General features: G+C 68.0%; 20 protein-coding genes. 17 read left to right on the forward strand and 3 right to left on the reverse strand.

From position 1 onward, the window contains the following. Positions 1 to 160 precede the first annotated feature (160 nt). A complete protein-coding gene (locus ACFWU2_RS15950; protein ID WP_378607849.1) occupies positions 161 to 1,297 on the forward strand; it encodes an acyl-CoA dehydrogenase family protein in 1,137 nt (378 codons plus the stop codon). Next, positions 1,294 to 2,577, forward strand: coding sequence for an acyl-CoA dehydrogenase family protein (locus tag ACFWU2_RS15955; RefSeq protein WP_378607851.1), 1,284 nt, complete (start codon positions 1,294 to 1,296; stop codon positions 2,575 to 2,577). Before ACFWU2_RS15950 ends, ACFWU2_RS15955 begins: the two co-directional genes overlap by 4 nt. A gap of 6 nt (positions 2,578 to 2,583) precedes the next feature. Here the strand turns inward: ACFWU2_RS15955 and ACFWU2_RS15960 are convergent, their stop codons facing one another. After that, entirely contained in the window at positions 2,584 to 3,069 is a 486-nt protein-coding gene (locus ACFWU2_RS15960) for a MarR family winged helix-turn-helix transcriptional regulator (RefSeq protein WP_378607853.1), read from the reverse strand. A gap of 143 nt (positions 3,070 to 3,212) precedes the next feature. On the opposite strand from ACFWU2_RS15960, the gene ACFWU2_RS15965 reads away from it, so the two are divergent. The 12 genes from ACFWU2_RS15965 (at position 3,213) to ACFWU2_RS16020 (ending at position 14,678) form a co-directional block, all read left to right on the forward strand. After that, positions 3,213 to 3,980 (forward strand): dioxygenase, encoded by a 768-nt coding sequence (locus ACFWU2_RS15965; protein WP_378608063.1) that lies wholly within the window; start codon positions 3,213 to 3,215, stop codon positions 3,978 to 3,980. Positions 3,981 to 4,068: 88 nt separating this feature from the next. Next, complete coding sequence (locus ACFWU2_RS15970) at positions 4,069 to 5,652, forward strand: anthranilate synthase component I (RefSeq protein ID WP_378607855.1); 1,584 nt, start codon at positions 4,069 to 4,071, stop codon at positions 5,650 to 5,652. Then, the gene (locus ACFWU2_RS15975) at positions 5,649 to 6,350 is read left to right on the forward strand and encodes a TIGR02234 family membrane protein (RefSeq protein WP_378607857.1); all 702 of its coding nucleotides are present in this window, start codon (positions 5,649 to 5,651) and stop codon (positions 6,348 to 6,350) included. The genes ACFWU2_RS15970 and ACFWU2_RS15975 overlap by 4 nt, the downstream gene beginning before the upstream one ends. A gap of 90 nt (positions 6,351 to 6,440) precedes the next feature. After that, positions 6,441 to 7,250 (forward strand): indole-3-glycerol phosphate synthase TrpC, encoded by an 810-nt coding sequence (gene trpC, locus ACFWU2_RS15980; RefSeq protein ID WP_169652927.1) that lies wholly within the window; start codon positions 6,441 to 6,443, stop codon positions 7,248 to 7,250. Between the two features lie 111 nt (positions 7,251 to 7,361). After that, positions 7,362 to 8,615: a tryptophan synthase subunit beta gene (gene trpB, locus ACFWU2_RS15985; RefSeq protein WP_378608065.1), complete on the forward strand. Its 1,254-nt coding sequence runs from the start codon at positions 7,362 to 7,364 to the stop codon at positions 8,613 to 8,615. Next, on the forward strand, positions 8,612 to 9,415 hold the full coding sequence (trpA, locus tag ACFWU2_RS15990) for a tryptophan synthase subunit alpha (RefSeq protein WP_378607860.1): 804 nt from the start codon (positions 8,612 to 8,614) through the stop codon (positions 9,413 to 9,415). Before trpB ends, trpA begins: the two co-directional genes overlap by 4 nt. Beyond that, complete coding sequence (lgt, locus tag ACFWU2_RS15995; RefSeq protein ID WP_378607862.1) at positions 9,412 to 10,449, forward strand: prolipoprotein diacylglyceryl transferase; 1,038 nt, start codon at positions 9,412 to 9,414, stop codon at positions 10,447 to 10,449. Before trpA ends, lgt begins: the two co-directional genes overlap by 4 nt. Continuing rightward, positions 10,446 to 11,270, forward strand: coding sequence for a TM2 domain-containing protein (locus ACFWU2_RS16000; protein WP_378607864.1), 825 nt, complete (start codon positions 10,446 to 10,448; stop codon positions 11,268 to 11,270). The genes lgt and ACFWU2_RS16000 overlap by 4 nt, the downstream gene beginning before the upstream one ends. A 101-nt stretch (positions 11,271 to 11,371) precedes the next feature. Next, positions 11,372 to 12,076 carry a phosphodiesterase gene (locus ACFWU2_RS16005; protein WP_378607866.1) on the forward strand — a complete coding sequence of 235 codons (705 nt, stop codon included), beginning with the start codon at positions 11,372 to 11,374 and terminating at the stop codon, positions 12,074 to 12,076. Between the two features lie 56 nt (positions 12,077 to 12,132). Beyond that, positions 12,133 to 12,303 carry a hypothetical protein gene (locus tag ACFWU2_RS16010; RefSeq protein ID WP_378607868.1) on the forward strand — a complete coding sequence of 57 codons (171 nt, stop codon included), beginning with the start codon at positions 12,133 to 12,135 and terminating at the stop codon, positions 12,301 to 12,303. Positions 12,304 to 12,387: 84 nt separating this feature from the next. Further along, positions 12,388 to 13,809, forward strand: a complete 1,422-nt coding sequence (pyk, locus tag ACFWU2_RS16015) for a pyruvate kinase (protein ID WP_378607870.1) — start codon at positions 12,388 to 12,390, stop codon at positions 13,807 to 13,809. Then, positions 13,806 to 14,678, forward strand: a complete 873-nt coding sequence (locus ACFWU2_RS16020; protein WP_378607872.1) for an acyl-CoA thioesterase — start codon at positions 13,806 to 13,808, stop codon at positions 14,676 to 14,678. The genes pyk and ACFWU2_RS16020 overlap by 4 nt, the downstream gene beginning before the upstream one ends. A 29-nt stretch (positions 14,679 to 14,707) precedes the next feature. Here the strand turns inward: ACFWU2_RS16020 and ACFWU2_RS16025 are convergent, their stop codons facing one another. Both ACFWU2_RS16025 and ACFWU2_RS16030 read right to left on the reverse strand, forming a co-directional pair. Continuing rightward, the gene (locus ACFWU2_RS16025; protein ID WP_378607874.1) at positions 14,708 to 15,178 is read right to left on the reverse strand and encodes a MarR family winged helix-turn-helix transcriptional regulator; all 471 of its coding nucleotides are present in this window, start codon (positions 15,176 to 15,178) and stop codon (positions 14,708 to 14,710) included. After that, positions 15,175 to 15,792 carry a DJ-1/PfpI family protein gene (locus ACFWU2_RS16030; protein WP_378607877.1) on the reverse strand — a complete coding sequence of 206 codons (618 nt, stop codon included), beginning with the start codon at positions 15,790 to 15,792 and terminating at the stop codon, positions 15,175 to 15,177. Before ACFWU2_RS16030 ends, ACFWU2_RS16025 begins: the two co-directional genes overlap by 4 nt. A gap of 342 nt (positions 15,793 to 16,134) precedes the next feature. Between ACFWU2_RS16030 and ACFWU2_RS16035 the strand changes: the two genes are divergently transcribed. The 3 genes from ACFWU2_RS16035 to ACFWU2_RS16045 all read left to right on the forward strand — a co-directional run bounded on the left by ACFWU2_RS16035 (position 16,135) and on the right by ACFWU2_RS16045 (position 19,196). Beyond that, positions 16,135 to 17,163 (forward strand): isopenicillin N synthase family dioxygenase, encoded by a 1,029-nt coding sequence (locus ACFWU2_RS16035; RefSeq protein WP_378607880.1) that lies wholly within the window; start codon positions 16,135 to 16,137, stop codon positions 17,161 to 17,163. 177 nt (positions 17,164 to 17,340) lie between these two features. Then, complete coding sequence (locus ACFWU2_RS16040) at positions 17,341 to 18,177, forward strand: MetQ/NlpA family ABC transporter substrate-binding protein (protein WP_378607882.1); 837 nt, start codon at positions 17,341 to 17,343, stop codon at positions 18,175 to 18,177. Further along, positions 18,177 to 19,196 (forward strand): methionine ABC transporter ATP-binding protein, encoded by a 1,020-nt coding sequence (locus ACFWU2_RS16045; RefSeq protein WP_378607884.1) that lies wholly within the window; start codon positions 18,177 to 18,179, stop codon positions 19,194 to 19,196. Before ACFWU2_RS16040 ends, ACFWU2_RS16045 begins: the two co-directional genes overlap by 1 nt. The last annotated feature ends 12 nt before the right edge of the window (positions 19,197 to 19,208 follow it).

Consider the following 19,208-nt stretch of genomic DNA (forward strand, 5'->3'; position numbering starts at 1 on the left):
CGACTGTGCCATACCGGGCGCCCGGCCCACCGACGCCGCCCGGACCCTGCGTGCTCGGCGTCCCGAGGAATGTCCCCCCGGACCTTTCGCATTGCGAGAGAATAGTGTTCTCTGTATTGAGAGTTATATATACGTAAACTGAAAGTGGATAGGGGAGCGCATGTTGCTGGATCCGAGTCCGGATCAAGAGTTCTTCCGGGACACCACATCTCGGTTCCTCACCGACCGGGTGCCCGTGGCCGAGATCCGTCGCCTTCGCCACGACCCGGCGGGGTTCGGCGCGGAATACTGGCGAAGCGGTGCCGAACTCGGCTGGACCAGCCTGCTCGCGGGGGAGGACACCGGCGGTGGGTCGATCGGTGAATACGGCCTGGTCGACCTGACCTTGGTCGCGTACGAGTTCGGTACGCATGCGGCTCCGGGCCCGCTGGTCCCCACCAACATCGTCGCCGACGTCCTGAGCCGGCACGCCGAGGCGCACGGCGATGTTCTCGCTTCTCTCGTGGAAGGAACTGCCACCGCCGCATGGTGTTTCGAGGAACCTCGTGCGGGCAGTAAAGTCGCCTCCAGCGGCGTCGAGATCACTGTGGACGGCGACGAGGTCGTCGTGCGCGGAACGAAGCGTCCCGTCGAGGCGGCGGTCTCGGCCGACTTCCTGCTCGTGACCGGCCGTACCGGTGACGGGCTCTCGCACGTGCTGGTGCCGCGCGAGGCCCCCGGTGTGCGGGTCGTTCCCCTGAAATCCATCGACATCACCCGCCGCTACGCCGCCGTCGAGTTCACCGATGTCCGCGTACCCGCCACCGCGCTCGTCGGTGCCGCAGGCGGCGCCGCAGCCGACATCGAACGTGCGCTGCGCATCGGCGCCGTGCTGGGCTGCGCCGAATCCGTCGGCGCTCTCCAGGCCGCGTTCGACCTCACGGTGGAATGGGCGTTCGACCGGTACTCGTTCGGCCGTCCGCTCGCCTCCTACCAGGAACTCAAGCACCGGTTCGCGGACATGAAGATGTGGCTCGAGGCCAGCCACGGCATCAGCGACAGTGCTGCGCACGCCGTGGCGACGCAGGCAGCCGACGCCCCCGAACTGGTCTCCGCCGCAAAGGCGTACATCGGTCACTACGGCGGAGAACTCTTCCAGGACTGCATGCAGATCCACGGCGGCATCGGCATCACGTTCGAGCACGACCTGCATCTGTTCGCGCGGCGCGGCGCCGCCAACCGGTCGAACTACGGGACGCCCGCCGAGCACCGCGTCCGCATCGCCGACATCGTCGAATACCAGGAGGCCAACCGATGACCGTCGAGAGTTCGGCGACCGACCGGGATGTGGAATCGCTCGACGATTTCCGTGCCCGCGCCCGCACATGGATCAGCGCGAATCTGCAACGGTCCGACTTCGCGTCCCACATCGGGGTGCTGCGCGAGGAAACCTCCGACGAGGACGAACTCGCCGCGGTCCAACGGGAGCGCGACCTTCAGCGCGCACTCTTCGACGCCGGGCTCGCAGGAATCTGCGTGCCCCGCGAATACGGCGGACAGGGGCTCACACGGCCGTACCAGCAGGTACTCAACGAGGAACTCCGGGGCTACGAATACCCGTCGCGGCTACAGGTGCCCACCTTCGTGCCGTGCACTGCGGTCCTCCTCGAGTTCGGTACCGAAGAACAGAAGCGACGGCACATCCCCGCCATACTCAAGGGCGAGGAACTGTGGATGCAGATGCTGTCCGAACCGAGCGGGGGATCCGATGTCGCGGGCGCGGTGACCACTGCGGTGCGAGACGGCGAAGACTGGATTCTCAACGGGTCGAAGATCTGGACCACCGGGGCATGGTGGTCGGACTGGGCGCTGTGCCTGGTCCGCACCAACTGGGATGTGCCCAAGAACCGCGGCCTGACCGTCTTCATGCTGCCGTTGAAGCAACCGTCCATCGAGGTGCACCGCATCGAAATGCTCAGCGGGTCCAGCGAATTCTGCCAGGAGTACCTCACGGATGTGCGTGTGCCCGACAGTGATCGCATCGGCGAGGTCGACGACGGCTGGACCGTGGGAACGCGGTGGATGTTCCACGAGCGGATGTACCAGAACTCGCCGTACACCACGATTCCGGCGGGTTCGGTGCGCGGCGGATCCCGTATCTCGGAATTGTTCGCGGTAGCCCGCGACGCGGGTCGGCTCGACGATCCGGTCGCACGCGATCTTCTCGGCGAAGCCCGGGCGCTCGAACTGGCCAAACAGGCACTGAACAAGCGCGTCGGGCAAGGGATGGCGACGAGGACGATCTCGGACCAGTCCGCGAGTATCTCCCGGTTGATGTCCGGCGTGGTCGAATCCCGTTTGGTCACCATCGGATACGAGTTCACGGGTGCGGACGGCGCCGCGTGGGACGAGGACGACGGCGCAGTTGCCGAGCGCGGAGTCGATTATTTGCTGCGGCAGGTGTGGTGCATCGCCGGCGGCACCACGGAGATGGCGCGCAACGCGATCAGTGAGCGGGTGCTCGGCATGCCGCGCGAGCGCAGCCACGATCCAAATCTCGCGTTCCGCGACGTGCCGAAGGGCCGCGCTGCGGGATAAACGAGATCAGGCCTTTCCGGTGCCGGAGGCGATCCCCTTGTCGATCTGCTCGACGAGCACCGTGCCGAGGCGCGTGAGGTCACGCACCTGAGAGTCGTCGAGTCCGTCGAAAACCAAGCGCTGGACCGTGTCCACGTGTGCGGGGGCGGACTCGACGACTTTCGCGTGCCCGGCGTCGGTGAGCACCGCGTAGGACCCGCGGCCCCCGGTGACCGGTTCGCGGCGCAGCCACCCGCGCTTGCCGAGGCGGGTCACGACGTGGGACAGGCGCGAGAGCGACGCGTTGGCCTCGGTGGCGAGCGTGCTCAGCTGCAACCGGTGCCCGGGAGCCTCCGACAGCACGGCGAGCACGAAGTACTCGAAGTGCGTCATGTCCGAGTCGCGCTGCATCTGGGTGTCGAGCGCCGCGGGTAGCCGAGTGATCACCGAGACCAGCACGCGCCACGCCGCCTGCTGGTTCGCATCGAGCCACCTCGGGTCGTCGCTGTTCATTGCCGGTGTCCTCGTTTCCGTCGTCCTGTGTCCAGCCTGTCAAAGCGGGGGACGGCACGTACGCCGGGGGAGGCGATTCGGCGGACCTGCCCGTGACACGCTACGATACTTGAAGCTTCAACTTAAGGAGTTTCATGAGCGAGATGCCTGCCCTCTATCTCAGTCACGGGGCACCGCCCCTGGTCGACAGCGACCTGTGGGTGACGCAACTCCGCACCTGGGCCGCGGGTCTGCCGCGCCCGACAGCGATCCTCGTGGTCTCGGCGCACTGGGAATCCGCACCCCTCACGATCGGGTCCACCACCACGGGGACACCACTCGTCTACGACTTCGGAGGCTTCCCACGCCGCTTCTACGAGGTCACCTACGCCTCGCCCGGAGCACCGGACCTCGCGCGCCGGGTGGCGATGCTGATGCCCGACGGGGAACCCGTCGTACAACAACCGCACAGAGGCCTCGACCACGGCGCCTACGTGCCGCTGACCGTGATGTATCCCGACGCGGATGTCCCGGTCCTGCAGATATCGCTGCCGAGCCTGGACCCGCAGCGCCTCCTGCTCCTCGGTGAGCGATTGCGGCCGCTGCGTGACGAAGGGGTGCTCATCGTCGGCTCCGGTTTCACCACCCACGGACTCCCGTTCCTGCGCGACCCGCGACCCGAAGCCCCCGCGCCGGGGTGGTCCGCGGAGTTCGATCACTGGACGGGCGAGCAACTGGCGCGCGGGGATGTCGACGCATTGCTGGATTTCCGCAACCGCGCACCCGGCATGCCCTACGCCCACCCGACCACCGAGCACTTCGCTCCGCTGTTCGTCACCCTCGGGGCATCCCGCGACCCGGCGCAGCCGCCCGAACAGGTCATCGACGGATTCTGGATGGGATTGGCGAAGCGGTCGATCCAGGTCGCCTGAGGCACGTGGTCGTTCCGGAGGTGGCGCACGTCCGGTTACGGACGACCGCGCCTGCGCCGCCCCGGGTGATCCCTGGGATGATGTCCTCATGTCCGGCGAGCCCACCACCATTCCCGCAGCCACCACCGATTCCCCCGCAGGTGGCTGGTCCGATTCGACCACGACGCGAGAGCAGTTCCGGCAACTGGCGCGCGAGCACCGTGTGGTCCCGGTGACCCGCAAGGTGCTCGCCGACGCGGAGACACCGCTCTCGGCGTACCGCAAGCTCGCCGACGACCGTCCCGGCACGTTCCTGCTCGAGTCCGCCGAGAACGGCCGGTCGTGGTCCCGGTGGTCGTTCATCGGCGCGGGCAGCCCCGCGGCGCTGACCGTCGTCGACGGCGAAGCCGCGTGGTACGGGCACGTCCCCGCCGGTACGCCCACCGGGGGCAACCCGCTCGACGTGCTCAGGGACACCCTCGACCTGCTCCACACCGACCGCATCCACGGTTTGCCGCCCCTGACGAGCGGCATGGTCGGGTATCTCGGCTACGACACCGTGCGGTATCTTGAAAAGCTGCCGGACCACTCCGAGAACGACCTCGAGATTCCCGAACTCGTGATGATGCTTGCAACCGATCTCGCGGCCGTGGACCACCACGAAGGCACCATCTGGCTCATCGCCAACGCGGTGAACTGGGACGGGTCCGATCAGCGCGTGGACGAGGCCTACGACGACGCGGTCGCGCGCCTCGACCGGATGACGGCCGCGCTCGCCGCACCGGCACCGGCCACCGTCGCGACGTTCTCGCGCCCCGAACCGGCATACCGTCGCCAGCGCACCACCGAGTCGTTCGGCACCGACGTCCGCAAACTCATCGGCGACATCGAAGCCGGCGAAGCGTTCCAGGTCGTGCTCTCGCAGCGCTTCGAAATCGACTGCGACGCTGCGCCCATCGACGTCTACCGCATGCTCCGCGCGTCGAACCCGAGCCCGTACATGTTCCTGCTGCACATTCCGGGACCGGACGGCGACACCGCGTTCTCCATCGTCGGTTCGAGTCCGGAAGCGCTGGTGACCGTCGCGGACGGCACAGCCACCACACATCCGATCGCCGGAACGCGGTGGCGAGGTGCCGACGAGGAAGAGGACACCCTGCTCGAAAAGGATCTCCTGCACGACGAGAAGGAGAACGCCGAGCACCTCATGCTCGTCGACCTCGGGCGCAACGATCTCGGCCGGGTGTGCGCGCCGGGCACCGTGAAGGTGCACGACTACCGGCACATCGAGCGGTACAGCCACGTGATGCATCTCGTGTCCACCGTCACCGGGCGGCTGGCCGACGGCAAGCGCGCGCTCGACGCCGTCACCGCGTGCTTCCCGGCGGGAACGCTTTCGGGTGCACCCAAGGTGCGGGCGATGGAATTGATCGAAGAACTCGAACCGACCCGCCGCGGCATCTACGGCGGCATCGTGGGCTACCTCGACTTCACCGGCGACGCGGACACCGCGATCGCGATCAGATCGGCACTCATCAAGGACAAGATCGCGTACGTACAGGCCGGTGCCGGCATCGTCGCCGACTCGGTACCCGACGCGGAGGACACCGAAGCCCGCAACAAGGCGATGTCCGCGCTCGCAGCGGTCGCTGCGGCCGCGACCGTCACCAACTACAGCGGGGACGTACGGTGACCGCCCCGGACCCGCAGACCGGCGACAATGCCCGGGCGCGCACAGGTGTGAGCAGGCGTCCCACGGTTGTGGCGGCGGCGCTTCTCGCCCTCGGCGCGGCCGCACTGTGGGGTTCGAGCCGGATGACCTGGGTGCGGGCCGAATCGTCGGACGGGCTCGGTGCCGATCGTGTCACCGACCTCGAAGGTGCGAGATGGGCCGCAGCCACCACCCCCCTCGCGCTGGCGCTGCTCGCCGCTATTGCCGCGGCGTTCGCGGTCCGGGGGCGGGCTCTGCGTGTCGTCGCGGTCGCGGTCGCCGCGGTCGCGGTGGCCGCCGCTGTTCCCGCGGTGCAACTGCTTGCCGGCGGCGGAGATCCGGAGACGGCAGCCAGGATCGCCGAACTTCCGGGCCGTGCCACGGTCACCGCGGTGACCGTGTCGCCGATGCCGGCGGTCTTGGCGCTGCTGGGCGCGGTCCTGGCGCTCGGCGCCGCGTTCGCACTGTGGCGCACCCCGCGCGAGCAGGCAGGGTTGTCGTCGAAGTACGACAGCCCCGCAGTACGCCGTGACGCGGCGGTACGACGGGCCGACACCGACGAACCGATGACCGAACGGACGCTGTGGGACGCAATGGATGCGGGGGAGGATCCGACCGTCGACCACGGTGACGAGGGGCACGACGACGGAGGCTCATCGGATTCGGGTACCCGGCGATGAGCGCTGTGGGCACGCGCACTAGGCTCTGAGGAAATCCGATGAGCTTAATCACATCGGGATTGACAAGGGTGGGAAAGGACTCGAGCCACGATGACAGTTCTCGACTCGATTCTCGAAGGTGTGCGAGCCGACGTCGCCGCCCGTGAGGCAGTTGTCGACTTCGCTTCCGTCAAGGCCGCCGGTGCTGCCGCGCCCGCGCCGATCGATGCGAAGGCCGCTCTCCGCGAGCCGGGCATCGCAGTGATCGCGGAGGTCAAGCGCGCCAGCCCGTCCAAGGGTGCGCTCGCCGACATCGCCGATCCCGCCGAGTTGGCCAAGGCATACGAAGCAGGCGGTGCACGCGCGATCAGTGTGCTCACCGAGGAGCGTCGCTTCCACGGCAGCCTCGCCGATCTCGATGCCGTGCGTCGCGCGGTGCGTATCCCGGTGCTCCGCAAGGACTTCGTCGTGGGTCCGTACCAGATCCACGAAGCGCGTGCTCACGGTGCAGACATCGTGCTGCTCATCGTGGCGGCCCTGGAACAGACCGTGCTGACGGCGTTGATCGATCGCACGGAATCGCTCGGGATGACCGCCCTGGTGGAAGCCCACACCGAGGAAGAGGCCGACCGCGCGCTCGAGGCCGGCGCGACCGTGATCGGAATCAACGCCCGCAACCTCAAGACCCTCGAGGTCGACAAGAACACCTTCGGCCGCATCGCGCCCGGACTGCCCAGCCACGTCATCAAGATCGCCGAATCGGGTGTCCGTGGACCGGCCGACCTGCTCGCCTACGCCGGAGCAGGAGCCGACGCGGTGCTGGTGGGCGAGGGTCTGGTGACCAGCGGCGACCCGCGTCAGGCCGTCGCCGAGCTGGTGACGGTGGGCACACATCCGTCGTGCCCCAAGCCTGCACGCTGAGCCGTCGCCGGGGCCGGACCCGAGCACGATCCGCGTCGCCAGGTGGGGCAGACTGAAGAAGTGACTGCAGACGATTCCGCACTTTTCGCCAAGGGGCACGGCCTTCCCTCGATGAGTGACGCCGTATCCACCCCCACCGCCCATGAGCCGGACGTTCGTGGCCACTACGGGGTGTTCGGTGGACGTTACGTCCCCGAGGCGCTCATGGCGGTCATCGAAGAGGTCACCGCCGCGTACGAGAAGGAACGGACCGACCCCGGTTTCCTCGCCGAACTCGACCGGCTGCAGCGTGACTACACCGGCCGGCCGTCCCCGGTGTTCGAAGCGACCAGACTGAGCGAGCACGCGGGTGGGGCCCGCATCCTCCTCAAGCGGGAAGATCTGAACCACACCGGCTCCCACAAGATCAACAATGTGCTGGGGCAGGTCCTGCTCGCCAAGCGCATGGGAAAGACCCGTGTCATCGCCGAGACCGGTGCCGGGCAGCACGGTGTCGCCACGGCCACCGCATGTGCTCTGCTCGGGCTCGAGTGCCGCGTCTACATGGGCGAGGTCGACACCGAGCGTCAAGCCCTCAACGTCGCCCGGATGCGCCTGCTGGGATCCGAGGTCATCGCCGCCAAGACCGGGTCGCGCACACTCAAGGACGCGATCAACGAAGCGATGCGCGACTGGGTGACCAACGCCGACAACACGTACTACTGCTTCGGGACCGCGGCCGGGCCGCACCCGTTCCCCGCGATGGTGCGCGACTTCCAGCGCATCATCGGACTCGAGTCGCGTGTGCAGGTGCGGGCGATGACCGGTCGTCTGCCCGACGCGGTCGTCGCGTGCGTCGGCGGCGGGTCGAATGCCATCGGCATCTTCCATCCGTTCATCGACGACCCGTCGGTCAAGCTGATCGGCTGCGAAGCCGGTGGGGACGGCGTCGACACCGGCCGGCACGCCGCGACCATCGGCGGCGGCACCCACGGCGCACTGCACGGTGCCTACTCGTACCTGCTGCAGGACGAAGACGGACAGACCATCGAATCGCATTCCATTTCAGCAGGTCTGGACTATCCGGGTGTCGGCCCCGAGCATTCGTGGCTCGCCGACATCGGTCGCGCGGAGTACCGGGCGATCACCGACAGCGAGGCGATGGACGCGTTCGGGCTGCTGTGCCGGACGGAAGGCATCATTCCCGCGATCGAATCCGCACACGCCGTGGCCGGAGCCCTGAAACTCGGACCCGAGCTGGGGGAGGGCGCGATCATCCTCGTGTGCCTGTCCGGCCGGGGCGACAAGGACGTCGACACCGCAGCCAAGTGGTTCGGCTACCTCCCGGACAACGCCAGCGACAGCACCCAAGGAGCCGCGCAGTGAGCGCCCCGCACGAACGCCTCACCCAGATATTCGACACCTGCCGGGCGGAGAACCGCGCCGCGCTCATCGGGTACCTCCCCGTCGGCTATCCGACCGTCCAAGGCTCGCTCGAAGCCATGACCACCCTGGTCGAGGGCGGGTGCGATCTCATCGAGGTCGGCATCCCGTACAGCGACCCGGTGATGGACGGCACCACCATCCAGGAAGCGGCGTTCGAGGCGATCGCCAACGGCGTGAAGGTGCGCGACGTGTTCCGGGCGATCGAAGCGGTGAACGCCGCCGGCGGCGCAGCGGTCGTGATGACGTACTGGAACCTCGTAATGCGCTACGGCGTCGAGAACTTCGCCCGTGATCTGGCGGCTGCCGGAGGCCTCGGGCTCATCACGCCGGACCTCATTCCCGACGAAGCGGGAGAGTGGATCGCCGCCGCCGAGAAGTACGGCCTCGGCCGGACGTTCCTCGTCGCACCGTCGTCCACCAACGAGCGGCTCGCCAAGACGGTCGACCAGTGCGTCGGATTCGTGTACGCGACGTCGACGATGGGTGTTACCGGCGCCCGCGACCAGGTCGACAACCGCGCACCCGAGATCGTGGCGCGGGTGCGCACCCACAGCGACATCCCGATCGGCGTCGGACTCGGGGTCCGGAACGGTGCCCAGGCCGCCGAGATCGCCGGTTATGCGGACGGCGTGATCGTCGGCTCGGCGCTCGTGACAGCGGTGGGCCAGGGCCGCGACGCGCTGCTCGCGCTGACGCAGGATCTCGCGAGGGGCGTGCGCTCGGCTACCGTGGCCTCGTGACATCGACTGCGTCTGTTCTGGCTTATCTGCCGAGCCCCGCACAGGGCGTCTGGTACGTCGGGCCCTTTGCCCTGCGCGCCTACGCCCTCTGCATCATCGTCGGCATCGTCGTCGCCATCTGGTGGGGCGATCGTCGCTGGGTCGCCCGCGGCGGTCAGCCCGGCACGGTTCTCGACATCGCCGTGTGGGCCGTCCCGTTCGGCCTCATCGGCGGCCGTCTCTACCACGTCCTCACCGACTGGCAGAAATACTTCGGGGAGGGCGCGAACCCTGCGGATGCCCTGAAGATCTGGGAGGGCGGCCTCGGAATCTGGGGTGCCGTCGCGCTCGGCGCCGTCGGAGCGTGGATCGGCTGCCGCCGCCGCGGGATCCCGTTGCCCGCATTCGGCGACGCGCTGGCACCCGTGATCCTGCTGGCCCAGGCCATCGGACGGCTCGGCAACTGGTTCAACCAGGAACTCTACGGGCGGGAAACGACCGTCGCGTGGGGCCTCGAGATCTACCAGCGCAGCGACGACGCCGGTCGCGTGTCGCCGGCATTGATCGACGGCGTCTCCACCGGCGAAGTGGCCTTCGTCGTCCACCCGACCTTCCTGTACGAGTTGCTGTGGAACGTCGCCGTGGTGATTCTGCTGGTGCTGATCGACCGCCGATTCGCCATCGGGCACGGACGCCTGTTCGCGTTGTACGTCGCGGGCTATTGCGCCGGACGGTTCTGGATCGAGCTGATGCGTGCCGATGCGGCAACCGAGATCGCCGGAATCCGCATCAATACCTTCACCTCGGGCATCGTGTTCGTGCTGGCGGTCGCCTACGTGATCTTCGCGCGCAAGGGCCGCGAAGATCCGGCCACGCTCGGCGGCACGCCTGCCGACCCGCAGGTCGCGCCGGGCGACGAGGACTCCGCAGCCGAGGCGCCCGAGGGTGAATCGTCTGCAGCCGAGACGCCCCGCGCAGGGGACGACGACGAGGCCGAACGCGCAGCTAAACTAGATGGTTCACGGTCAGGCAAGAGCAAGGGAGACAACTCGTGACCGCACCGGAACCGGGCGCTTCCGACTCGCGCGACGCCGAACCTGCCAAGCCGGACCTGCGCAAACACTCCGACACCGGGGCGCCGGGCGGAGACACCGCGCACCACGACGAGCCCACCCGGGACTTCGGCCGGACCTTCGACTACGACGCGACCGCGCAAGCCTCGCTGTCCGAGCAACAGTCCCCGGCGGAGTCGTTCGGCGGTCACACCGGAACCCCCGGCCCCGGCTGGGATACCAACTCCGGGATCGGCAACGGTCCCGGCTGGGGCTCCACGCCGAGTTACCCACCGCCGGCGGCGCACCAGTCCGACTATCCGCCACCGGGCGGCTATCCCTACCCCGGTCCGAACCAGGGACGGGAATCCGCGTCGCCGGGGCCTGTCTACGGCGCTCCGGACCCGGGCTATCCGACCGCCGCTCCGGGCTTTCCCGCACAGGGTGGCCCGCAGTCGGGATACGGCACCCCGCCTGCCTACGGACCTCCGCCGACCTACGGGAACTCGCCTGCCTACGGCAGCCCCCAGGGTTATGGCGCGACCGAGGGATACGGCACCGATCCTTCCGCCCCGTTCGGACGCGACCCCTATACCGGCGAGGCGTACTCGGACAAGTCGAAGGTCACGGCCGGCGTACTCGAGATCCTGCTCGGCGCCTTCGGTGCCGGACGCTTCTACCTCGGCCAGCCCGGCACGGCGGTGGCGCAGATCGCGGTCACGTGGTTGACCTGCGGTATCGGGGGCATCTGGCCGGTCATCGACGGCATCTTGATGCTCACCGGCAAGGTACGCGACGAGCACGGACGACCGCTCCGCCCGTAGCGGCCGGCGTCGATCGGTGACGGGTTCACACGAGCGGCGAACCCTGCGGCCCGGACCGAACGACCAGGATTGAACCCGACCGCACCGGGTATACGCGGTCCGTGCCGCCCCTCGATCTCTCCCGCCGCTCCCGATCTGCAGGACCCCTGCGCTCGGCCGTGTCCGGAGTGTTCCGGGCCGCTTCGGCGCTGCGGGGTGCGCGAGCGTTCCACCCCGAAGGCGCGTTGTTCCGCGGACATCTGGACGTACAGGTGGAAGGTGGGCCCGTGCCCCCGGGGCGCTATGACGTCACCGGCCGGCTCTCCCGAGGAATCGGACTGCCCGCCGGCGTTCCCGACATTCTCGGTCTCGCGCTGCGGGTCTCCCTGGAATCGGGCCCCTGGGATCTGTTGCTCGCGACCTCGTATCTCCCGGCGCGGGCGGTACTGCTCCCGGTGCGTGGCTGGGAGAGCGCCCGTTACAGCAGCGTCGCCGCGTACCGCAGATACGGTGACGATCGGGTGCGATGGGTGCTCGCGACGCCCGTGGGACGACAGCCGAACACGACATCGGCGGACGATCTCCGGCCCGAGGTGCTGCCGCTCGTCTTCTCGCTCGGCTGGGCGCCCGCGCGGGGCCCGGCACTCCGCTTCGGGGACGTCACCCTCACCTCGCGACTCGCGGTGGACGATTCCGCGATGACCTCGTTCGACCCGGTGGTGCACTGTCCCCCTACGTTGCGGATGTGGCCCGACCTCGTCGCCGAGATGCGCCGGGACGCGTATCGCGGTAGCCGCGCGGGACGGGGAGCCTCTCTCGATGCGTGAGGTTCTCGATGCGTGAGACCGGTGTCCGTGTATCCGATAGATGAGGAGATGACGTGATGGCAGAGAAGAAGAACCGTTCGGACGGCCCCGACGAGACGGACGAGGCGAGCGCGTCGCACGCCCGCGAACCCAAGGGCGGCCGGCCCGGACCCGCCGACGAGGGCGGGACCGGCGGGATGGCGACCAGGGAGAATGCACCCGAAATAGCAGAGGACCCGAAGGACTGACACACCGGGCTGCCGCTCCGGGTACGCGCGTGCGGGTTACGGACTCCGATGGTGGGCGCGCACCTTGGGGGCTAGGCTCGAGGCGTGACCCGACGTACCAAGATCGTATGCACAATGGGCCCGGCTACCTCGGACCCCGACGTCCTCCGGGAACTCGTCGACGCCGGCATGGATGTGGCGCGGCTGAACTTCAGCCACGGAGATCACGCCGATCACGAGCTCCAGTACAACCACGTTCGTGCCGCCGCGGAGTCGTCCGGCAAGGCGGTCGGCGTGCTCGCCGACCTCCAGGGACCCAAGATTCGTCTGGGCCGGTTCGCCGACGGACGCACCGTCTGGAACAACGGTGAACTCGTCCGGATCACCGTCGACGACGTCGTGGGCACCCACGACCGCGTCTCGACCACGTACAAGGAACTCGCGCAGGACGCGGTCGCCGGCGACCGGCTGCTCGTCGACGACGGCAAGGTCGGCCTCGTGGTCGAATCCGTCGAAGGAAACGACGTGGTCTGCCGCGTGACCGAGGGCGGCCCGGTCAGCAACAACAAGGGTGTCTCGCTGCCCGGTATGAACGTCTCCGTTCCGGCGCTGTCCGAAAAGGACATCGCCGACCTCGAATTCGCGCTGCAGCTCGGTGTGGACTTCATCGCTCTGTCGTTCGTACGTTCTCCGGCCGACATCGAACTCGTGCACGAGATCATGGATCGTGTCGGCCGCCGTGTCCCGGTCATCGCCAAGCTCGAGAAGCCCGAAGCGATCGAGAACCTCGAAGCGGTCGTGCTCGCATTCGACGCGGTGATGGTCGCTCGCGGCGACCTCGGCGTCGAGCTGCCGCTCGAAGAGGTCCCGCTGGTGCAGAAGCGCGCGATCCAGATCGCCCGGGAGAACGCCAAGCCCGTGATCGTCGCGACGCAGATGCTCGAGTCGATGATCGAGAACTCCCGCCCGACCCGCGCGGAGGCATCCGACGTCGCGAACGCCGTACTCGACGGCGCCGACGCCGTCATGCTGTCCGGCGAGACCTCGGTGGGCAAGTTCCCGATCGAGACCGTCAAGACGATGGCGCGCATCATCGCGGCGGTCGAATCGGATTCGACCGACGTTCCCGCCCTGACGCACGTTCCCCGCACGAAGCGCGGCGTGATTTCGTATGCGGCCCGCGACATCGGCGAGCGGCTCGATGCGAGCGCACTCGTCGCGTTCACGCAGTCGGGCGACACGGTGCGCCGACTCGCGCGGCTGCACACCCGCCTTCCGCTGCTCGCCTTCACGCCCGCGCCGAGCATTCGCAATCAGCTGGCACTGACGTGGGGCACCGAAACGTTCTCGGTGCCGCCGGTGGACACCACCGACCAGATGGTCGAGCAGGTCGACGCGGCGCTGCTCTCGCTCGGGCGTTACCAGCAAGGCGATCTCGTGGTGATCGTCGCAGGTGCCCCTCCGGGACGGACGGGTTCGACCAACCTGATCCACGTACACCGGCTGGGGGAGAAGGACACCCGGTGACGGGTGTCGGCACGTCGGATCTCCACGTCCTCCTCGGACTGTTCGATCTCGAGCAGACCGGGGAGGACGTGTTCTGCGGCGAGCATCCTCCGCAGGTCGGTGCCCGGACGTTCGGAGGGCAGCTCGTCGCGCAGGCACTCGTCGCGGCGGGGCGCACGGTCGGGGACCGGCCGGTGCACGCGATCAACGCGCACTTCATCCGAGGTGGAAACGTCAAGGCGCCCATCGAGTACCGGGTCGCGCGGCACCGCGACGGTCGTGACTTCGCGAACCGGATGGTGACCGCCTACCAGGACGGGCAGGAACTGTTCGTCATGCTCGCAGCGTTCCAGCGCTGGGGGAAGGGACTCGAGCATTCCGTCGGAGTTCCGGAAGTTCCTCTGCCGGAATCACTTCCGTCGATCGGGGAGCGGTTGCAGGGGTTCGAGGCGCAGTTGCCGTACTTCGCGGGGGCGCTCAAGCCCATCGACATGCGGTATGCGAACGACCCTGCCTGGGTGCTGCGGGGCACGGGCGAGAAGCTCAACCACAACCGTGTCTGGATGCGTCCCGACGGTGAGATGCCGGACGACTCGCTGCTGCATGCGGCGACTCTGGCCTACAGTTCCGACACCACGGTCCTCGACTCGATTCTGACCACGCACGGACTCTCGTGGGGTCTCGACCGGATCGTCGCAGCCACCGTCAATCATTCGATCTGGTTCCACCGCCCGCTCCGATTCGACGACTGGCATCTCTACGCCACCGAGTCGCCGGTCGCGGCCGGCTCGCGTGGGATGGCGACGGGGCGGTACTTCGACCTCGAAGGGCAACTCGTCGCGACGGTCGTGCAGGAAGGTCTGGTCCGGCACTTCCCGTCCCGTCGCTGAGCGCAGCTCACATCGGGTCGGAGCAAAGCTCACGTCCGGTCGGCGGAACTGCCGTGCATCCGCTCGATCGCTGCCGACAACCGTCGCAGCGCCGACACGGCCTCCTCGAAGTCGTCGCGGCCCATCTCGTCGCACAGACGGCGCGCGGCCGTCGCGTGTGCGGGGCCGATCTGTGCGACCGCCTCGAGACCCGCCGGCGTCGCGGCGACCAGCTTCGCGCGGCGATGCGCCGGGTTCGGCCGGTATTCCGCCAGACCTTGCTCGACGAGCAGATCTGCGATGCGCTGCACGCTCTGGCGGGTGATGCCCATCTCGCGCGCGATCCCCGCGACCGGCAACGGCGTGGTGAGTACGGCGCCGAGTACCTGCCACCGTGAGGCGGTCAGGCCTGCGGGTGCGGCGAGGGTCTCCGCGAGGTCCAGGAATTGGCCGTTGAGACGGAACGACGTCAGGGCGGCGGCGCTGAGCAGTTCCGGAATCGAGGTCTCGGTCGTACTCATCCCTCGTGTGCCGTCAGTTCGTAGTAGCCCGACGGGTCGTGCTCGCCGTAGAGCTTGTACCAGGCGGTGAGCACCTCGGGTGTGTACAGATCCAGGCGCTCGAAGATCGCGCGGGCGAACTCGACGGGTGCGATGCCGCTTGCGGTGAGGAGATCTCGGTCGGTGACGGCGAGGTCGTCGCGGTAGAGGTGTGCGCCGCCGTATCCGACGCTCTCCAAGAATTCCTTCGCGTTGCTGGTGTGGGCGTGGTCGTCGAGCAGGCCCGCCCGCGCGAGTCCGCCGGTTGCTCCACAGATCGCGGCGACCGGGACGCCGGCGTCGAGCAACTCCCTCGCTTTGTCGGTGAACGGAGTGAAGGCCTCGGTGGGCGAGATGTTGTTGCCCGCGAGCACGAGCATCGCGGAGGCGGCCGGATCCACCTCGTCGAGTGTGACATCCGGCACGATGCGGAGACCGCCCATGGTGGTGACCGGGTCGCGGCCGGTCGAGACGGTGCGGACGCTGTAGCGCCCCGGCTGACGTTGGAAGTCGGGATTTGCGATGTTCGCCATCGCGTATCCGATCTCCCAGTCGGCGAGCGTGTCGTACACGGCGAAGTAGACGATGCCATCCATGACAGTACCCTGTCATTATGACAGTGTGCTGTCAATGATCTGCCGTCGAAGGACAATTTGCCCGACTGCCGCGTCGACGATTAGCCTCGTATCGACCACTCGGTGGTTTTGCTGTCGTCAAGGGTCGAGCCGACCCATCGGAGGGGACATGTTCGGCATGAATCGAGCACAGGACATGCACACACGTGCGGGCATCGCTGCCCCGTCGTGTTGTTGCGCCTGCCTCTGATACCCCCGACCGGGGCATAGGTCCCCTCGGGAGCCGTGCCCGAAATCCGTCCCCGAACCGTGCGCCGTTGGCCTCGTCACCCGAGCCCGCGACGGTTCGAAAGGATCCTCCGCATGTCCGATTCGACGGCACTCCCCGTCATCGATCTCGCCGACTTCGACAGTGCACCCGAAACACGCGATGCTGCGCTCGACCGTCTTCGCACCGTCACGCACGAGATCGGCTTCTTCCACCTCGCCGGCCACGGGATCGACCCCGCGGCGGCCGATCGCCTGATCGCTGCCTCCCGCGAGTTCTTCGCGCTTCCCGACGCCGCGAAACTCGAGGTCGAGAACAGCCACTCACCACACTTCCGCGGTTACACCCGGGTCGGTGGTGAGCGCACCCAGGGCCACGTCGACTGGCGCGAACAACTCGACGTCGGGCCGGAACGCGACGCCGTCGCCGAGTTCGATCCGGCACGTCCCTGGGAGGTGCTCCACGGACCGAACCTGTGGCCCGCGCAGGTTCCGCAGTTGCGGGCGGCGGCAGTGGAGTGGATGGACCGACTGCAGGTGGTCGGTCTGCGCTTGCTGCGCGCCTGGGCCGAATCCCTCGGGGCGCCCGCAGATTTCTTCGCCGAGGCCTTCGCCGACCCGGACCCGCTTCTCAAGATCGTGCGCTATCCCGGCCACGATCGATCGGTGACCGAGCAGGGAGTAGGCAGCCACAAGGATGTCGGCGCGCTGACCCTTCTGTACCCCGAACCCGGGAGCACCGGCTTTCAGGTGCAGCGCGACGGCGCATGGTTCGAGGTCGACCCGCTCCCGGGGCACCTCCTGGTCAACATCGGTGAACTCCTCGAGGTGGCCACCGGCGGATACCTCACCGCCACCGTCCACCGCGTCCAACCGCCGGCGCCAGGAACGGATCGGGTGTCCTTGCCGTTCTTTCTCAATCCCGCACTCGACAAAGCGTTGCCGACCATCCCGTTGCCGGATCACCTTGCACCCGCGGCGCGGGGCGTGGGACACGACGCGCACGGCGGAGCGCTGCACGCGGTGTACGGGCTCAACGCACTCAAATCCCGGTTGCGTGCTCATCCCAACGTCACCGAGCGATACCACGCGGAGTTGCTCCGCTCGTTCGAACTCGGCCGATGACCGCGTCCTCGCCTGCCGTCCCCGCACTGCCGGTGCCGGATTCGTCCGGCCCGAGCACACGCCCGCCGTAGCCTGAGAGCCAACCCGTCCGGACTGCGCGATCCCGCGTCGTCCCGGGCGCTCCCACAGTTCCACCCTGCCGACCACCGGCAGTTCCACAACGGAAGGTAGTACCCGATGTTCCTGCGTCGTACCGTCGTCGCGACCACCGCTTTCACCCTCGCTCTCGGCCTGGCCGCCTGCTCGTCGTCCGGAGGAGACGAGAACACCCTCCGGATCTCGGCCTCGTCGACGCCGCACGTCGAGATCCTCGATCACATCGTGAGCACCGGTGCGCTCGGCGACTACCAGCTCGACGTCCTCGACATCACCGGTGAGGTCGATCCCAACGAGTTGCTCGAAGCCGGTGACGTCGACGCGAACTTCTTCCAGCACGAGCCGTACCTCATCGACTGGCAGAAGCAGAACGGTGTCGACGATCTCGTCGCCGTCGCCGATGTGCACCTCGAGCCGCTGAGCCTGTACTCGAACAAGATCGGGTCGCTCGACGAGTTGAAGGACGGCGACACCATCGCGGTGCCGCGCGACACCACCAACTACGCCCGCGCGCTGTACCTGCTCGAATCGGCCGGCCTGATCGAGATGGACGTGCCGTTCGACCAGGCAGATCTCTCGGTGGTCACCGAAGCGAACATCACCGCGAATCCGAAGAACCTGAAGTTCTTGGCTATCGAGCGGCCCCAGCTCGCGCGTCAGCTCGACGACGCGCAGGTCACCGCCGCCGTGATCAACTCCAACTACGCCCTCGAGGCGGGCCTGACCCCGGCCGAGGACGGCATCGTCACCGAGCAGGTCGACGGCAACCCCTTCTCCAACCTGCTCGTCGTGCGCGCCGAGAACGAGAACGACCCCGCAGTGGTCGCACTCGCGGACGCTCTCGAGTCGCCCGAAACCGCTGCGTGGATCGAGGAGACCTACTCGGGTTCCGTCGTTCCGGTCCAGCCCGCGAACTGATGATCGTCGTCGACAACCTCGTCAAGACCTTCCCCGGAGCCGGTGGCGCCGGGGAGGTCGCGGCGTTGCGAGGGGTTTCTCTCGACATCCCGGACGGAGAGATCTTCGGCATCGTGGGTCCGTCCGGATCGGGCAAATCCACTCTTCTCCGGTGCCTGAACCTCCTCGAAAAGCCCACGTCGGGTCGCATCCTTCTCGGCGGGGACGACCTCTCGACTCTCTCCGGGGCCGAACTGCGCTCCGCGCGGCGCCGGATCGGCACCGTCTTCCAGCAGTTCAACCTCCTGCATTCGCGCACCGTCCTGCGCAATATCGAGTTGCCACTCGAACTCGCCGGATTGAGCAAGGACGAGCGACGCGCCCGCGCGGCGTCGCTGATCGACCTCGTCGGCCTGTCCGGCAAAGAGAAGAGCTACCCGTCCCAATTGTCGGGCGGCCAGCAGCAACGCGTCGGCATTGCGCGCGCGCTCGCCGCGGAACCCGAGGTGCTGCTGTGCGACGAAGCGACCAGCGCCCTCGACCCCGACACCACCGACCAGGTGCTCGACCTTGTCGCCGAGGTGAACCGCACCCTGGGCGTGACGGTCGTGGTGATCACCCACGAACTCGGGGTGTTACGCAGAATTTGCACGTCGGCGGCGCGACTCGAAGCCGGACGGATCGTGGAGACCGGGCGCATCACCGATCTCGTCGCCTCGGCCGACTCGGCGCTCGGTGCCGCCATGCTGCCGGTCGGTGACGACCCCTCGCTGGGGTCGAGCGCCGATACCGCGGTGGTCACCGCAATCGGAGACGCAGCGCACGGGCCGTGGCTGTCCCAGATGATCCGGGCTGCCGACGCCGATATCGCCGTCGTCGGCGGGCGGGTCGAGCAGGTCGGCGACGTGACGGTCGGCCGGATGCGTTTGCGATTCACGACGGACACCGACCACGCCCGGGTCGAACGGTTCGTGGACCAGCACCCGCACCTGACCCTGTCGTGGGGCGCGGGGACCGAACTGGAGGGACTCACCGAATGAGGTCACATCCGC

It is taken from the genome of Rhodococcus sp. NPDC058639 (assembly GCF_042717545.1).
Classification (GTDB): domain Bacteria; phylum Actinomycetota; class Actinomycetes; order Mycobacteriales; family Mycobacteriaceae; genus Rhodococcus.

Excerpts from the sequence above, each read along its gene's own strand:
- ACFWU2_RS16030 (WP_378607877.1), bottom strand. The coding sequence starts at position 15,792 with ATGGATGGCATCGTCTACTTCGCCGTGTACGACACGCTCGCCGACTGG.
- trpC (WP_169652927.1), top strand. The coding sequence starts at position 6,441 with ATGACAGTTCTCGACTCGATTCTCGAAGGTGTGCGAGCCGACGTCGCC.
- ACFWU2_RS16010 (WP_378607868.1), top strand. The coding sequence starts at position 12,133 with ATGGCAGAGAAGAAGAACCGTTCGGACGGCCCCGACGAGACGGACGAG.
- ACFWU2_RS15965 (WP_378608063.1), top strand. The coding sequence starts at position 3,213 with ATGCCTGCCCTCTATCTCAGTCACGGGGCACCGCCCCTGGTCGACAGC.
- ACFWU2_RS16035 (WP_378607880.1), top strand. The coding sequence starts at position 16,135 with ATGTCCGATTCGACGGCACTCCCCGTCATCGATCTCGCCGACTTCGAC.
- ACFWU2_RS15950 (WP_378607849.1), top strand. The coding sequence starts at position 161 with ATGTTGCTGGATCCGAGTCCGGATCAAGAGTTCTTCCGGGACACCACA.
- ACFWU2_RS16040 (WP_378607882.1), top strand. The coding sequence starts at position 17,341 with ATGTTCCTGCGTCGTACCGTCGTCGCGACCACCGCTTTCACCCTCGCT.
- ACFWU2_RS15960 (WP_378607853.1), bottom strand. The coding sequence starts at position 3,069 with ATGAACAGCGACGACCCGAGGTGGCTCGATGCGAACCAGCAGGCGGCG.
- ACFWU2_RS15970 (WP_378607855.1), top strand. The coding sequence starts at position 4,069 with ATGTCCGGCGAGCCCACCACCATTCCCGCAGCCACCACCGATTCCCCC.
- ACFWU2_RS16025 (WP_378607874.1), bottom strand. The coding sequence starts at position 15,178 with ATGAGTACGACCGAGACCTCGATTCCGGAACTGCTCAGCGCCGCCGCC.
- ACFWU2_RS16045 (WP_378607884.1), top strand. The coding sequence starts at position 18,177 with ATGATCGTCGTCGACAACCTCGTCAAGACCTTCCCCGGAGCCGGTGGC.
- trpB (WP_378608065.1), top strand. The coding sequence starts at position 7,362 with ATGAGTGACGCCGTATCCACCCCCACCGCCCATGAGCCGGACGTTCGT.
- ACFWU2_RS15955 (WP_378607851.1), top strand. The coding sequence starts at position 1,294 with ATGACCGTCGAGAGTTCGGCGACCGACCGGGATGTGGAATCGCTCGAC.